This is a genomic window from Caballeronia udeis (assembly GCF_044909315.1).
GTDB classification, from domain to species: domain Bacteria; phylum Pseudomonadota; class Gammaproteobacteria; order Burkholderiales; family Burkholderiaceae; genus Caballeronia; species Caballeronia udeis_A.
Window position 1 is genome coordinate 1 of sequence record NZ_JBIYEB010000050.1, and the last position, 14,837, is coordinate 14,837.

At 57.4% G+C, this 14,837-nt stretch carries 11 protein-coding genes and 2 pseudogenes; 6 read left to right on the forward strand and 7 right to left on the reverse strand.

Translation table 11 applies throughout. From position 1 onward, the window contains the following. Nucleotides 1-434, reverse strand: a pseudogene (locus tag ABH944_RS41875) (hypothetical protein); the annotation flags it as partial. A gap of 416 nt (nucleotides 435-850) precedes the next feature. Here ABH944_RS41875 and ABH944_RS41880 point away from each other — a divergent pair. Continuing rightward, nucleotides 851-1,216 (forward strand): hypothetical protein, encoded by a 366-nt coding sequence (locus ABH944_RS41880; protein ID WP_404659701.1) that lies wholly within the window; start codon nucleotides 851-853, stop codon nucleotides 1,214-1,216. 2 nt (nucleotides 1,217-1,218) lie between these two features. Next, nucleotides 1,219-1,506: a DUF1488 family protein gene (locus ABH944_RS41885; protein WP_404614943.1), complete on the forward strand. Its 288-nt coding sequence runs from the start codon at nucleotides 1,219-1,221 to the stop codon at nucleotides 1,504-1,506. 646 nt (nucleotides 1,507-2,152) lie between these two features. Here ABH944_RS41885 and ABH944_RS41890 read toward each other — a convergent pair. The 3 genes from ABH944_RS41890 to ABH944_RS41900 all read right to left on the reverse strand — a co-directional run bounded on the left by ABH944_RS41890 (nucleotide 2,153) and on the right by ABH944_RS41900 (nucleotide 4,839). After that, the gene (locus ABH944_RS41890; RefSeq protein ID WP_404614941.1) at nucleotides 2,153-2,800 is read right to left on the reverse strand and encodes an RES family NAD+ phosphorylase; all 648 of its coding nucleotides are present in this window, start codon (nucleotides 2,798-2,800) and stop codon (nucleotides 2,153-2,155) included. After that, nucleotides 2,797-3,471: a hypothetical protein gene (locus ABH944_RS41895; RefSeq protein ID WP_404614939.1), complete on the reverse strand. Its 675-nt coding sequence runs from the start codon at nucleotides 3,469-3,471 to the stop codon at nucleotides 2,797-2,799. Before ABH944_RS41895 ends, ABH944_RS41890 begins: the two co-directional genes overlap by 4 nt. A gap of 858 nt (nucleotides 3,472-4,329) precedes the next feature. Continuing rightward, nucleotides 4,330-4,839: a hypothetical protein gene (locus ABH944_RS41900; protein ID WP_404614937.1), complete on the reverse strand. Its 510-nt coding sequence runs from the start codon at nucleotides 4,837-4,839 to the stop codon at nucleotides 4,330-4,332. A gap of 264 nt (nucleotides 4,840-5,103) precedes the next feature. Between ABH944_RS41900 and ABH944_RS41905 the strand changes: the two genes are divergently transcribed. From ABH944_RS41905 to ABH944_RS41920, 4 genes are all read left to right on the forward strand, one after another. Beyond that, the gene (locus ABH944_RS41905) at nucleotides 5,104-5,511 is read left to right on the forward strand and encodes a hypothetical protein (protein WP_404614935.1); all 408 of its coding nucleotides are present in this window, start codon (nucleotides 5,104-5,106) and stop codon (nucleotides 5,509-5,511) included. Continuing rightward, entirely contained in the window at nucleotides 5,492-5,857 is a 366-nt protein-coding gene (locus tag ABH944_RS41910) for a plasmid mobilization protein (RefSeq protein WP_404614932.1), read from the forward strand. Before ABH944_RS41905 ends, ABH944_RS41910 begins: the two co-directional genes overlap by 20 nt. A gap of 11 nt (nucleotides 5,858-5,868) precedes the next feature. Next, nucleotides 5,869-9,312 (forward strand): LPD7 domain-containing protein, encoded by a 3,444-nt coding sequence (locus tag ABH944_RS41915; protein ID WP_404614930.1) that lies wholly within the window; start codon nucleotides 5,869-5,871, stop codon nucleotides 9,310-9,312. Between the two features lie 198 nt (nucleotides 9,313-9,510). Beyond that, the gene (locus ABH944_RS41920; RefSeq protein WP_404614928.1) at nucleotides 9,511-9,894 is read left to right on the forward strand and encodes a PH domain-containing protein; all 384 of its coding nucleotides are present in this window, start codon (nucleotides 9,511-9,513) and stop codon (nucleotides 9,892-9,894) included. A gap of 603 nt (nucleotides 9,895-10,497) precedes the next feature. Here the strand turns inward: ABH944_RS41920 and ABH944_RS41925 are convergent. The 3 genes and pseudogenes from ABH944_RS41925 to acnA all read right to left on the reverse strand — a co-directional run. Beyond that, nucleotides 10,498-10,647: pseudogene (locus ABH944_RS41925) on the reverse strand (ABC transporter substrate-binding protein); the annotation flags it as partial. Further along, nucleotides 10,644-12,008 carry an MFS transporter gene (locus tag ABH944_RS41930; protein ID WP_404614926.1) on the reverse strand — a complete coding sequence of 455 codons (1,365 nt, stop codon included), beginning with the start codon at nucleotides 12,006-12,008 and terminating at the stop codon, nucleotides 10,644-10,646. The gene ABH944_RS41930 and the pseudogene ABH944_RS41925, both read right to left, overlap by 4 nt. A 45-nt stretch (nucleotides 12,009-12,053) precedes the next feature. Then, the gene (gene acnA / locus ABH944_RS41935; RefSeq protein ID WP_404614924.1) at nucleotides 12,054-14,723 is read right to left on the reverse strand and encodes an aconitate hydratase AcnA; all 2,670 of its coding nucleotides are present in this window, start codon (nucleotides 14,721-14,723) and stop codon (nucleotides 12,054-12,056) included. Nucleotides 14,724-14,837 lie beyond the last annotated feature (114 nt).

Sequence of the window (14,837 nt, forward strand, 5' to 3'; positions counted from 1 at the left end):
CCGAGCGAGCGTTCGGTCATAGCTTTCCAGAGCGGCGGCCCCCATGTCTGAAGAACCCGTTCGATGACTGATTCGACATCGCCATGTCCCTTTGTATTCGCTCCGCTATTGCTCAGCACGAGACCAGCCACGTTGCTTTTCGTCGACCGTAAATCGAGCGCCGCTGCGAGCATCGCGATCGGTGTACCTACAGAATGCCCTATCAACACAGTTGGTCCGAGCTCTCTTAGTAGAATGGATACACGCGCTGCAACCGAGTGAAGGTCGTGTGGGCCAGTACCCTCGAGCCAGCCGACGCCAATCGCGCGAAGTTTAATGATTCCCGTGACGGGCGCAATGGCGTTTGGCGGAATGAGGGCGCCCGGCAGGAAGACGAGGGTCGGTCGATTTTTGGGTCCATGACTGAGATGGAACGTGGCTAAAGCCTGCGTCATTTATCTACGTCTCTTTTTGTTATTCGATGGGAGCGGAGCGGGATCTTTACGTTACAGGTTCGAGCGGTTCCGTGATTTTAATAATGATACGCCGAGCGTTTCTTTGCAGCGCGGCGGTTGCCGAGCGGGCAATCAGCACTTCAGGTGTCGGGTCGCGTCATTGAAACAGTCATTTGCTACTTTTGATTCGACGAGTTGGTACCCGTATGAATAACTTGCCCGCTGTCGTTCCGATGGCAGTAGCACCGAATCACAGGCTTCGCGCTATCTGGAGCACTTCTGATCCGACGAATCGTCGTGGGATGTCGAGCGGCGCAGTTTATAAAAATACCGCGACGATGCAATGCACTAGCGATCGCTCCCAGCCCAATAGATGCTAGATCTTGGCTAGTCTCTTTCGGTGCTTTATTGTAAAAATGAATGAAACTCGTGAAATGAGCCTCTTGCCCGACGCGCGGGCTGACCTGCTGTGCTATCTCGTCGCCACGGCGGTGGTGACTTACGCGCTGACCAGTGACTGGCGAGTGGGCCTTATGCTGATCTCCTGCCAGTCGTGGCTTTCGCGGAACCGGCTGAGTCTGCAGTGGCTGGACCGAGTTCGCCTTGAGCAGTTAGCGCTGCAAATTGCGAGGCGCGACCTGCTCGCCGCAGGCATTGGGTTAAAACAAGCGGACGTTCCCGGTCTCTTCAGGGGCGACATGAAGTTGAACCCGGCCAGTACGATCGTTCAGCGGATGCTTCAGCTATGTCGCCATGCGCTAGAGGATCATCGGTTCGCATGAGGATGGCGATGAACGCAACCAATTTGACTGAAGCTACCGTCGTTGAGGGCGGACTCGCGGTCGCCTTCGAACTCATCGCTGCGGGTCGCGTCGTGAAATGCACGGTTTCACGCGAATCGCTGCAACACTACTTTTGGCTTCAGCCTGGTGCGGACGATGCGCGCGCACTCAAAATCTTCAATGACGGACGCCAGCGAATCGTTGCTGTCGCCGAACGCAAGGCGCGTCGACTCGCTGCCGCTTCTATCCACCTGGAGGCGGCCGACTTTCAGCGGCAGGCGAGATGGTGATGCGCGGTAATGCAATCGACAATGCAAATATGAAAGCTGAGAACTCAAATCCTCGCGAAGCATCTGCGCTGGCAAGAGTGGCTGAGGCCGCCCGCGAAGTGCAAGCCGCGTCTGCTGCGATAGAGGCGCATTTCACCGCCGTAGGAGAGCGACAAGCTTCCGCCCTGGAGCTTGCACGTCTAACTGCTGCAGTCCAGGAGCTCGAAGATGCCCGGTTAGCCTTGGCTCTCGTCATCGACGACGGCAATAGGTGAGGGCAAGCAAGAGCATTCGTTGTCTGCCGAGGGAGGTATGCGGAACGAACGCTGTTGCGGACGTTAGAATGGATTGGAAAATACTCCGTCGGATTTCTTCGCAGAAGGCCCTGAGTCGAATTGGTTAATAGCTCACAGGTCGATGCAGGTTTTTTCTAGGGCTGAATCTGAGCGCGAAGACACATCCGGCAAGATGTGGCCGAGGCCATTTGAGAGGGGCAGGTCGCATTTGATCGAGTAGTCGTGACCTTTCATTGAAATGAGTGTGGGCACTACTGGCTATTTGGATTCGGAAGAAGTTACTAACCGTCTGCCCCGTCCGGCATGAGAGAAGATTAAGTCCGGCAATCGTGGCTACGAATATCGCGAGCAGGACTAAAGAACAGCGACCGCTATGCGGCTTCTATTCCTGCGCGTAACGCGGCCGCAATGATGGCTTGGCGCAAAGCGTCGTTGCGAATCAGTGGGCCACCTTTACGCGAGCCGCTCAAGACGCCATTTAGGCGATCGCCGAAAAGTACGACAGCGCGATCTCGATCGCGCTGTCGCGACATCCATATCAATCCATCGATGTCGCTAAACTGTTGGTGCAGTGCTTCGGCCCATTTCGCAGTGTCAACATAGTCTCGTGCTGGACTAGTAATGATCTCTTCCTTCGGTACCTTAAGGCGATGAAGACCTTCACTAGTCAGGTCTACGAGTCTGAGGTCACGGTTTGGCGTCAGCTCTCCATGCCCGCGCTGATCGAAGTCGCCGAGGTCGACAAACTTGTCTTTCGCATCGATCGGAACCTCGTGGAAGACCGTCTCAAAGATCGCACAATCGAGCGTAGATCCACCATAGAGGTAGGGAACGACGCTTCCCTTAGCATTCCGAAATGGAGAAAACCGAGTGGCTTTACGTAAGACTCCATGAGCGTCCTGCCCCAGATTAAAGCTTTCTGGGTCGAACGCCGTGTCGTGGATTACGTGGATGACATTTCCTGCCAACCAGTGGTCAAAGAGCGGATCAAGCGGGGGCAGCGGGGCACGACAGCTCAAATCGCGCTCCCTTGCGCATCACGTTGCGCGGCTTCTATTACTAACTTCGGGTCTGAGGTTAGGAGGTCGACAGGTCGGGCGCTATCGGGCAACCAGCCATTATTCGACGTGAACCAAAGTGCGAGTTTCCACGATGTCTTGCGGCCGTTGAAGGCCTCCAGCACGGCTTGTATCGCTTTGATTGGCTTATTTTCGTTGAACTGGAAGGCTGGGTACACCTCTCTATCACGGGCTGTCTTGTCAGGATGAGGGACCGCGAAAATTTGCCGACGCTTTCGCCAGTTGTCTGCCATCGCATTGCGATTGACAGATGTGGACCTGTTGGCAGCTGCAATATCTTCAGCGGAAAAATACCCAAATTCGTTGAGAACACGTGCATGTCGGATAGCAAGCCGTTGCGCCATGTCGAGTTCGACCCCGCTCGGCACGAGCATCCGTTCGGTCATAAAATCGACCATCTCTTCCAGACGTCTTTCGCGCACTGCAGCCGTTTTCTCAACCATGAGACGGTCGAGAAGGGACAGCGATGCAAGCAGCATGTTTGAGATAGCATCGTCCTTCACTTGAAGAAGGAAGGTGCGACCAGTGTGCGGGAGGCCAGAGCGATCGACCTTGTAGGGCTCCACGGTGAAAGCATCCCCAGAAGGGATGACAGAGGTAGCTTTGACCATGCGATCTCCAAGTTGACCAGATTGATTAAATTATACGGCAGCAGATCAAAAAGATCAATAATGTCATGCTGAGTCCGGCTTTTCTGCTCCGTACTTATGACTCTAGGCTGTCGTCGGCAACATTTCGCAAGCAAAAAAGCACCGGAGCCGGACACGGAATCGATGAAACAGCGGGCAAAGTTGCGGAGGTTTCCGCATCGGGGTAATCGCCGGGATGACATTCGCGAAAGCCCGCGCGTCACGAATTAGCACAAGAGGGTAGTGATAGCCTATGACGTCGAAGCAGTGCAGGTCTCTGTCATCGGCATTTTCTACGGGGGCAGGACTATGAGACAGTCCTGCAGGGCAATACTGGCGACTCGTGAAGTCGCCGGAGGACGAGACGTGGTCGTCGGTCAGCGCACTAGACCGCACGCGTTGCGCCATTCGGGGTGCCCGTCTATGAGCAGGCGGAAAAGAAGGGCCTGCGACGCACACTCCCCGGCTACTATCAAGCGATGGCCTGCGCCGGCGCGCTGTGGTCTGAACAGCAGTAATCGTGGCCTTGGTTCGATTTGTCCTGCCGGCGTGAGGCCCCGCACGTCCTGCCTGAGCAGATCAGACTACTCTCGGACTTCCCAGATCTTGCCCAGACCTGCTACGTCGCACAGGATTGCCCAAGCCGCGTAGGGGATATGCGACTCCTCACTTATCCATCGCCGAACCTGCCGGCCGCCCCCTTTTTCGCTCAAGCCCACTAGATCCGCGACCGCCCGATCGGTTAGCCCCGCGCAACCTATGGCCTCTCACGGCGCGGGTTGTAGTTGCCCGGCCATTGGGGCGCGGGCCGACCCGACGCATCGCGGCGGGTCGATGCGGTCAGGCCTTCGGTTTCTGAGGATATTTGCGTTTCAGTCCTTCAATGTCCGCACTGGTCACTTTGGGCTGGTCGTACTGTTGCGCGTATAACTTGTTTAACTGGATTTTGGGCATAGTCGGGTTTTCTGCGCGTAACTGCTCCATCGTTTTCCGGCCTTTGCGGGTTTGGCCAGCGTCTGCGGTTTGAGCCTGAACGTTGACCGGAGACCGGGCGTTATCGTCGTGTGCGGGCGTGTCAATGGCGTTCGATGGAGGTATGCCGGGGGTGGTACCGGTGGTGGCGGTCGCGGTGCGTTTTTTTCGGATGCGATAAAGCGCAGACTTGAGGCCGGTAATGCGGAAGGTAAAGCCCTCAGCTTGCAGTTCGCGCAGGATCGAGGCGAGCGACAGGCCGTTGTTCAGTGCCTGCTCGATGACGGGGAAGTAGGCGTCGAGGCGGGCGGTCTGGGAGCGTTCGTGCGCGTGGTCATGCAGTTCCCCCACGCGGCGGGCGAAATCGTCGAGAGCCATACAGATTGCCTCCTTTGTGAAGCCCGATTACATCCTAGATCGAGAAAGTGCATCCTGACAGCATTCTAGCTGCCGTCTTTGCGACGTTCAATCGAAGTCGCCTCGCATCCGAAGCGCGACCTTTGCCTATTTCAGTCTCATAGCGAGGCACGTCTGATATGTTTACACCCTGCTACGCATCGTGCAAAATATCCGTGCCAAAGGGGTCTTCCCCTTTGAAACCCCGGCGGCCACTGCCGCCTCCTGAACCCCACAGGAGCGCTGATGGAATCGGAGATGGTGAAGATCGTGGTCGAGGTCGCGCAGAGCGACAATCCCACCTTTGACGACGACAAGATGGTCATCGTGATGGAGGTTGATGTTCCGGATCGCGAGACGGCACGAGCACTGTTAAGGCAGGCAGAAGCCGATGAACGGAGCATCGTGCATCTCGGTCAGACGATCGAAGAAGGCGAGGTGTGGATCTCGATTGAGGACGATGAAATCGAAGATCCCAACCCGTGTTTTCATCGAGCGGACGCGGTGGATGCGTTGGAGATGTACCTGGGCATTACGCCGGCGCTCTCGAAGAAGGCGCTTGCGAAGGCGAACGTGAACAGGCTCTATCGGGAGATTCAAGCCGAGAAGGCCCGCGAAGCGCGGGAGGGTGCGGATGCCACGCACGAAGCGTAACGGTGGTGCGGGGCTCGGCAAGCCCATCGCGTTCCGGTTGTCGGATGCGGACCGTGCCGTGTACCTTGAGAAGGTTGCCGCGTCGGGCCTGACTCAATCCGAGTTTTTTCGCCAGGCCGTGCTGACCAATCGCACGCAGGTGATTGCGCGCCCGAAGGCGAGCGACGACCGGAAGCGTCTGCTGTACGTGTTCAACAAGACCAGTAACAACCTTAATCAGCTCGCACATCGCGCGAATTCTGAGCATGTGCGCGGCAAGCTGTCTGAGGCGACCTACGAGCAGATGCTCGATCAATTGCAAATGATTTCGCGTTATTTGAAGGCCACGCTGGCCCAAGTCGAGTAGGCGGATTCATCATGCTCATTCGCATCCGCGGCTATCACGACGGTATTAAAGAGTATTTGGAGAAAGGCCAGAAGAAGGATCGTGAATTCAATCGTGATGAAATGGATGAGCGGGTGATTCTTGCGGGTGATCTTGATCTCACCAACGAAATTATTCAGTCGATCGAGACGGATTCGGAGCGGTATCTGAATATCACGCTCTCTTTTAAAGAGGACGAAGTATCACGCGACGTGCTGGAGCAAGTTGTTCGCGATTTCGAGGCGTTCGCGATGTCTGCTTTTCGGCGAGACGAATACGCCTTCTATGCCGAAGCCCACGTTCCACGTCTAAAGAGTTACGCCGATCGGCGAAGTGGTGACCCGATCGAGCGGAAGGTTCACGTCCATATCGTGCTGCCGAAGGTCAACCTGCTCACCGGGCAGCGACTCGATCCGTTCGGCCTGGTCGACCGACAGGTGCGCTTCCTTGAGGCGTTTCAGGAACATACCAACAACCGGTTCGGCTTGGCGAGCCCGAAAGACAACCGGCGCGCTGAATTCAATGACGCGTCGGAGATGATCAGTCGCTACAAGGGCGACGTGTTTGCGGGGGCGAACCGCGAGCTGAAGGCGTCCATTCTCGACGCCATGATGACGCGAGGTATTACCCAGTACGCAGACTTTCAGGCGCTTCTTACCGAGTTTGGCGAGACACGTACGCGCAACGCAGGGCGAAGCCGCGAATACGAGAACGTTAAAAGGCCAGGGGACGCGAAGGGCGTCAACCTCAAGGAGTACGTGTTCACGCGCGAGTTCGTCGAGCTGGACGCCGATTCGAAACGCGAGGCCTTGGCGGCTAGTCTGAACGCGAAATACGAGGCACCCGGAGTGCCTCGCGAGACGCCGGCCGCGATGCTTGAAGCGTTGCGTGAATGGCATGAGGTACGTGCACTTGAAGCCAAATATCTCAATAGCGGCAGCCCGTTTTACAAGGTGTATCAGAAGGCCTCGCCGGAAGAACAGCGGCACATCCTGATCGAGCGTGAAGCGCGCTTTTACCAATCATTTGGAGGGCATGATGGCAGAGAAGAACGAACCAGCTCGCGACGAGACCAACGATTCGGGGAATGGCAGCCATGGCGAGGAATTGGACACCCTGGCCCCGGCGATCGACGAGGATGGGGTGATCCACGGGATCCACGAGAGGCCACACGAGAGCGCGGGCAAGCCGAGTGGGGCCGAGACTGGACGGCGCTCGAGCGGGAGCACGAAACGCTCATCGAGCAAGGCCTCATCGAACAAGGACTCCTCGAGCGGTGGCGAGCAGGAGCGGATCGTGACGATGACGTTGAGTTCGATCGACCCGGGCCGTCGGCCGAATCCATCGACGGTCTGCGAGGTGTGCCCGGCCGGCGTGTGGATGGCGGCGCCGCGCGAAGTGAAATGCTACTGTCGGATTCTGCACATGTTCACGTGGAAGACGACGGAGCCGACGGAGTTGACGCATTGCGACGGTCTCGCGATCGCGATGGAGAGGGAGGAGTAGGGGATGCATCAGACGAGAGATCAAGCAAAGGATCGGGTGGCGAATCAAACGACGCATCAAGCGAGCCCCGCAAAGAGCCGTTGGAGGAGCGCGGCGAAGGCTGGCGCACAGTGGTTGAACGGATGTATACGGCGTATGAGCACGCGGACAGTGAAGAGCGCGCACGGCTCATTGCCACGAGCGCGGAAAAATTCGCACGAGAAAAGTTTGGCCTCAAAGGCGGGGGCAAGCTCCCCCTCGATTTCGACCCGGACGCTGAGCCGCGCAGTCTGGCTCAGGTCAAGTCGCTGGGTGGTGTTGCGTCGGTTTCGTTTGACGGTCCAGCGGCCGGTGCCCACGGCGGCAAGGCGAGTGGGATTGGCGGTGGGGTTGGCGGCGCAGTCGGCGATTCGAGCGACTCAAGCGGTGGACGGTCGCGCATGGCGTCGCCCAATTCACCGGGCGTTGCGGATCACCCATACCGTGTCGATGGCATTGACGGGGCTCATGAGTCCTTTGGCGAGCCACCGAGCACCGCCGAAGCCTCACGCGGCATGCCGGCGGTCGCGACGCCTCGCGACGTCAATGTATTGCAACCTGATGGCGACATATCGCAACTAACGATCTCCTCGCAATCCGCCACCGGACGGCAAGCCGATTCGGTGCGCGACCAGTTTGCACGCGACCTGGCTGAAGCCCGTGCGGCACGCAACGACGGCACACGCTCGGAATTTCAAGAGATCAAAGCCACGCTGGATGCGTACCGGCTCCTCGGGGCTCTTTCACACTCGCATGGGCTGGTCGTCGGCAAATATCAGATCACGAAGGGACGCGACGGTGGCGACCGGATTCAGGCCGGCTCGCGTCACCTGAATGTCTCGGATTTTCTGACGAAGGAGATGAATTTGCCTTGGTCAGAAGCCGCCCAGTTGATGCGCGAGCAATACCGGGCGCAGACCGGACTCGACCCCGCCCATGCGCCCCGCCGTACGCCGGAGCAGGATCTGTGGAGCGAGTTTCAGCGCTTTCGGAAGCAGTACAGCGATGCATTGCGTGCCGAATGGCTGGAGCAGGGTGCTCGTGAGCAAGCGCGGCGCAGTGCGATTAAATCGACCTTTTATGCGAAACGTAGTGCCGTCGTCGACAACAGCGGCATATCGTCGGCCGCGCGCCGTGCTGCGGTGTCTGTGGCTCGCGTGGAGCGGATCGAAGCCGAGGCTGTCTTGCGAAAACAGATCGCTCGCGAGCGGGATGCATTGAAAGCGGCGATGCGGCGGCCGTTGACGGACCAGTATCGGGACTTCCTGCAGGAACAGGCGCAACTCGGTAATGTGCGGGCACTGCGCGAGCTGAGAAGGATGCAGCCAACTCAGCCAACGCAGCGAACGGGCGACGAACGCGAGCGCCCCGGCATCGCGTTCGGGGCGAGCCGCCGGGTCAGCGCGAGCGAGCCGAACGAAATGATCTATAGCGGGCCAGTCATCACGCATCATGTGCAGGAAAACGGCAACGTCGACTACAAGCGCGATGGTGTGGCGCTGATGATCGACGAAGGTCGTACTGTGCGGATGTGGGTCCACGACCGAAACGCAATCGAGATCGGTCTTCGCCTCGCGCAGCAGAAGTTCGGGCCGACGCTCACACTTACCGGCCCCGAGGAATTCAAAATGGCAACCGCGCGCGTCGCGGCTGAGGCGCGCATGAATGTAGATTTTGATGATGAGGTGTTGAGTGGCATCTTGCATGCACGGCGCGCCGAATTGGATGCCGAGGTAGATGCCCGGCGCGCACTTGAACGCGAGCGGGATGATGCCGTGCGTCGTCAGGAGCGTGACGAACTGCCTGCGCGCGCTTCGAATCGGGACGCACCCGGCGCATCAGAACAGCAGAGAGAGAATGACGATCCAGAACCCGACTCGGACGAGCCTGACCAGCCCGAGATTGATCGATAATCACCGGCACGGCCTCGTTCGGTCGCGCGTAAGGCAGCACAATTAAAAGGCAAAAACCCATGGCACGTTATGGCATCGTTCCGTGAAGCGAACCTATTCACGCAGTGATATTTCAGGGCACGCCGTCGCAGCTGACTAACCTGCCGGCCTTCATCAAAGGCGCGCTTGCCATCTTGGCCATTGGTATCGGCTTCGGATATGCGTCAACTCAGTGGCCGGTGCCATGGTTCATTCCTGTGCTCGCTGTTCTTCTGGTGCTGGGTCGGACTCTCGTATCTGCAGGTCAAATTCACCGAGTTTGAAATCGACGCGGAACGGATCACCTGTCGCAAGGGGATCCTCAACAGAACGGTGCAGAGAGTCGAGTTGTTCCGAATTCAGGACGTGACCTCAGTTCATCCTTGGTGGCAACGCATGTTCGGAATCGGCGCAGTCGTCGTGACGACGAGCGATTCGAACAACCCGGTGTGGCGATTACCGGGGATGAAGGACGCGGAACAATTGCGCAACGAGCTTAACCGCGCGGCGATCGCATTGCGCGACGTAAAAGGCGTGAGGGAAGTCAATATGGGTCGTGTCTAACTGTGGAAGCGCCTCGCGCCTCAGTAGATACCGTCGGCCATGGTTTAACGCAAATGCAGGTCTGATACTAACGGTTACCACACCTGGACGAACCCGGAGCAATGCGCTTGCGGGTTACGCTGAATTGCATGGCGAGATTGCCGGCGTGGTGGACTCTAGCGTTTTGGACAAGGGATGCACGACACGCCGTGGCGTCTGCGCAGTCTGCTCGCAAGTACACGACCAGAGTCGCGGACTCTTCACGATCACTTTGCCGTATACAGTGCGTAGCACCGTCGAGCGACTATCCTTGTGGCGTAGGGGAGCACCACAGAGCCCGCAATGGGCCTGGCCCGAGAGCCACCACTGCACCGGTTTCGAAATCAATTCGGCTTGCACCTTGGCTAGCAGCGATCGTCCTTCGGCGAGTGTCAGACCCAGTTGATCGAGACTGCACTCCCGGCGCTCAACCACAGCCAAAACTCCGTCACCGTCGTTGACCTTGTCGCTGTCACCACCGGCCAACCTTACTTCGATGATCAACCGCATGGCTTTCTCCCACCGTTAGGATATCGATCAGCGTACTCCACACGAAACGGTTGCCGCGCAGAAAGCATTATTGGCCCTCTCGGCGAGGCTCCCCAGCTTTTGCACGCTCTCAGGTAGACCTGTCGACGGACCCCGGTTTGCGAGAATGGGATTGCCGAGATTGATGGCCGCGCGCAGCTTGCCAGTCGGAGTAAAGGCATTTATAACAGCTTGATTGAGTGTCATCGTGTCTGGGGCCGGGTCGCGTTCGAAGAAGTTGCCTTTGCCCGAAGAAGACGTCCATGGGTCTCTGGCATTTTTATATAGACGAGCAACGAAATGGCCGCCCATGCGGACACATACCAGTAAAAATAGTGTTCATGTCCAGTCGCTTTGAGTCGAAGTGCAACGAACTCAGTCGAGCCTCCTAAAATGGCGGTGGTTAGTGCATAGGGGACTCCGACCGCAAGCGCACGGATACGCACCGGAAACATTTCAGCTTTCGCCAGCATGTGGACCGATGTAAATCCACTCAGCATGACAAGTCCCGCGAACGAAAGAGCAAACGCGACCCAGGGGTTGTGTGTCACGCTCAATGCATTGAACAGCGGTACTGAAAACAACGCCGTGGATAGGCCGAAGCAGATCAGAACAGGACGGCGTCCGAAGATGTCCGACGCGTACCCAAAGAGTGGTTGTAGGAACATGTAAAGCAGCAGGGCGCTGGTCGACGCGAGTGCGGAGGTTTCCTTCGACAAACCCACTGTATTGACGAGGTACTTTTGCATGTACACGGTGTAGGTATAAAAGGCGACCGTCCCACCGACTGTAATTCCGATTGCGAGCGCAAGTTGACGCCAGTGATGAAACAGTTGCGTCATAAGCGGCGGACCGGATTCGCGTTGACTCGCTCGATAGACATCCGATTCGACGACATTACGTCTCATGTACCAAGCGAAGAGGGCAAGTAGGCCGCCAACAAAAAAAGGGATACGCCAGCCCCAGGCGTCGATCTGCGCAGAGCTCATTAGGTGTTGCAGGATCAGCATGAGCGCAAGCGCCACCAGTTGCCCTGATACGACGCTGACTTGCAAGAAGCCGAGGTAAAATCCACGTCGGTTTGGCGGTGCGATTTCGCTCAGATAGGTCGCGCTTGTTCCGTATTCTCCCCCCATGCTCAGACCTTGCAACAATCGCGCGACGATCAGGACAAGCGGTGCGAGTATGCCAATCGTGTTATAGCCCGGCGTCACGGCGATCATCAATGAGCCAACGCACATCGCGCCTACCGATCGCGTGAGCGCAGACTTTCGGCCATGCTTGTCAGCCCACATTCCTATGAGCCAGCTACCGAGCGGACGTGCAACATAGCCGACCGCCGCGATTGCCGCAGTGTTCATCAACTGAACAGTCGGCTTGTCACTCGGGAAAAACGACTTGGCAAAGTAAATTGAGAAAATGCTGTACGCCAGGAAGTCATACCACTCGACGAGGTTGCCTCCTAATCCAGCCGCAATCGACCCCATATGCGGTCGTGTCGCGCTCTCCGAATTCGTGGTCTTCCCGGTTGCGTCGCAGTCGAGGCCTCTTTGCTGGGCGGGTGTCATGTCGTCTCCTGCTTGTCGTATTTGTTGTCGGGGTAACCCAGTAGATCAAGGCGCGTGCCTATTCCTGCTCTCCGTACGATTGCGAAGTCGGTCGCGCAGGACGTAAGGCAGGATCCCACCGTGCCGGAAGTAGGTTTCCTCGATCGCTGAGTCAATGCGAGCGCGCAGGCGAATGGTTGCCGTGTCGCCGGTGCGCCGATGTATCACGAGATCGAATGTCTGCCCCGCGCGCACTTCACTCAGGTCTCCTGGCAGATCAAACGATTCTTCACCCGTGAGGCACAGGCTTTGCGCGCTGGTACCGTCTTCGAATTCCAGCGGCAGGATGCCCATTCCTACCAGATTGCTTCGATGAATACGCTCGAAACTGCGGGCAATCACGGCGCGCACGCCCAAAAGACGCGGTCCCTTTGCAGCCCAGTCACGACTGGAGCCATTGCCATACTCATTTCCCGCAAACACGATCATCGGGACGTTTTCGATTGCGTACTGTGTAGCAGCCTGGAAGATACTCATGCGCTTGCCATCGGGTTGATGTAGCGTGACACTGCCCTCTGCGCCCTCGATCATCAGATTGCGCAGGCGAACATGCGCAAAGCTGCTTCGCACGATCACGCGGTCGTGAGCGCGCCGAGAGATATAGCTGTTGAACTCGCCCGGTTCGACACCAAGCGAAATCAGGAATTTTCCCGATTCGGATTCCGACGGGATCGCGCCACCGGGATTGATGTGATCGGTCGTGACCGAGTCACCCAGTATCGCAAGCGCTCGCGCGCCGCGAATCTCGCTTGGTTTTGGAATGTCGCGCGTTACGCCGTCGAAAAAGGGCGGACGTTGCAGATATGTCGACTCTTCGGTCCAGGTGAAGAGATCGCCCTTGGGCGCGGGCAATGTCTGCCACAGGTTTTCCTCGGCCGTGGTCTGATAGAGGCTGAGAACGTTCTTCGCGTCTTGCGCAAACGGCAAGACTTCGGCCATGTCCTCTGCTGTTGGCCAGATATCACGCAAGTAGACGTCCTCGCCATCTGATCCCTTGCCAAGCGGCTCTGAATCCGGATCGAACGCGATCCGTCCGACGATCGCAAAAGCTACGACAAGCGGCGGGCTCATCAGGAAATTGGACTTGATCGCCTGGTGGATTCGAGCCTCGAAATTTCGGTTGCCCGATAGCACGGCCGCAACGGTCAGGTCCTCGTTCTTGATCTGCGCGAGAATGTCCTCGGCAAGGGGGCCCGAATTACCCATGCACGTGGCGCAGCCATAACCTGCTGCGTTAAACCCGAGTTCGTTCAGATACTGTTCCAGGCCCGCATCCTTGAGGTAGGCGCTTACGACCCGCGAACCCGGCGTGAAAGACGTCTTTACATGCGCGGCGGATCGGAGGCCCTTCTGAACAGCATGTTTGGCGATCAACCCCGCGGCGAGCATCAGGCGGGAGTTCGACGTGTTAGTGCAGGACGTGATGGCTGCAAGCACGACATCGCCATGTTGCAGTCGAGAAGTGTCAACGTTGACTGTCTCTCTCTTCGGCAAGAATGCCTGGACACTTTCCTTGAGTTTAGACAGGGCGATGCGGTCCTGCGGTCTGGATGGACCCGCGACGCTTGGTACCACCGCACCCAGGTCGATGCTGATCGTGTCCGTGTAGTCGATCTCGCCTCGAGCGGGGATGCCAAACATGTTTTGCGCTTTGACATATGCCTTGAGCGCAGCAAGCTCCGCATCCGTTCGGCCGACTGATTTCAAGTATTGCAGTGTGTTTTCGTCGACGGCAAAGAAGGCAACAGTCGCGCCATATTCAGGTGCCATGTTGGCGATAGTCGAGCGATCAGGTGCAGTCAGTCGTGCTGCGCCGTCGCCAAAAAATTCGACGAATTTGCCGACTACTTTTTTCGCACGCAGCGCTTCAACCACCGTCAATACAATGTCGGTTGCCACGATGCCAGGGCCGGGAACTCCTGTCAGCTCCACGCCGATTACATCGGGGACGACAAAGCAGATAGGCTGCCCAAGCATCGCTGCTTCCGCTTCGATACCGCCAACGCCCCACCCGAGCACGCCGATGCCATTGATCATTGGCGTATGGCTATCGGTTCCAACGAGCGTATCGAAATACGTAATTCCGGCTTTCTGGTGCACGCCGCGCGCCAGCCATTCCAGATTCACTTGATGGATGATGCCGGTGCCAGGTGGAAAGATCCGAAACGATTTGAATGCGTGGTCAGCCCATTTAAGAAAGGAATATCGCTCGGCATTCCGTCGATACTCGACTTCCATGTTCAATCGGAGTGCGTGAGGCGAGCCCACATGTTCGACTGAAATGGAATGGTCGACGACCAGGTCGACAGGCACCAGCGGTTCGATGCTGGCAGGCTCCAATCCAAGTCCCGCGGCGGCTTCGCGCATTGCTGCGAGATCAGCGAGCAGTGGTACCCCTGAAGAATCCGGCGCGACGATCCGCGAAACGATGAACGGCACTTCGCTGATACGTTCCCCCTGCGGCTTCCACCCGGCAAGTTCGCGAAGGTGATGTTCCTGCACTCTCGATCCATCGAGATTCCGCAACACCGACTCAAGAATGATCCGAATTGAAAACGGCAGACGTGAAATCGTGCCAAAACCGAGTTTTTCCAGTTCGGAAAGCGAGAAGAACATGCTGTCCGGATAACCTTCCGTCAGCAAGGGGCGCAACACTTCAGTGGGTTGGAATTTCATTTTTTTCTCGAGGGAAATCACAGCCAGGAGGCCTCGATGGCTTGAAACCGGCGATGTATTCGAACAGTCTAGGCAAAGCCCGGTTTGCCGTCTAATATATTGAAATTGCAGCGC

What these genes read in the sequence shown, in the direction of transcription:
- ABH944_RS41880 (WP_404659701.1), top strand. Translation starts at nt 851, where the DNA reads ATGAATGAAACTCGTGAAATGAGCCTCTTGCCCGACGCGCGGGCTGAC.
- ABH944_RS41885 (WP_404614943.1), top strand. Translation starts at nt 1,219, where the DNA reads ATGGCGATGAACGCAACCAATTTGACTGAAGCTACCGTCGTTGAGGGC.
- ABH944_RS41895 (WP_404614939.1), bottom strand. Translation starts at nt 3,471, where the DNA reads ATGGTCAAAGCTACCTCTGTCATCCCTTCTGGGGATGCTTTCACCGTG.
- ABH944_RS41900 (WP_404614937.1), bottom strand. Translation starts at nt 4,839, where the DNA reads ATGGCTCTCGACGATTTCGCCCGCCGCGTGGGGGAACTGCATGACCAC.
- ABH944_RS41905 (WP_404614935.1), top strand. Translation starts at nt 5,104, where the DNA reads ATGGAATCGGAGATGGTGAAGATCGTGGTCGAGGTCGCGCAGAGCGAC.
- ABH944_RS41910 (WP_404614932.1), top strand. Translation starts at nt 5,492, where the DNA reads ATGCCACGCACGAAGCGTAACGGTGGTGCGGGGCTCGGCAAGCCCATC.
- ABH944_RS41915 (WP_404614930.1), top strand. Translation starts at nt 5,869, where the DNA reads ATGCTCATTCGCATCCGCGGCTATCACGACGGTATTAAAGAGTATTTG.
- ABH944_RS41920 (WP_404614928.1), top strand. Translation starts at nt 9,511, where the DNA reads ATGCGTCAACTCAGTGGCCGGTGCCATGGTTCATTCCTGTGCTCGCTG.
- ABH944_RS41930 (WP_404614926.1), bottom strand. Translation starts at nt 12,008, where the DNA reads ATGACACCCGCCCAGCAAAGAGGCCTCGACTGCGACGCAACCGGGAAG.
- acnA (WP_404614924.1), bottom strand. Translation starts at nt 14,723, where the DNA reads ATGAAATTCCAACCCACTGAAGTGTTGCGCCCCTTGCTGACGGAAGGT.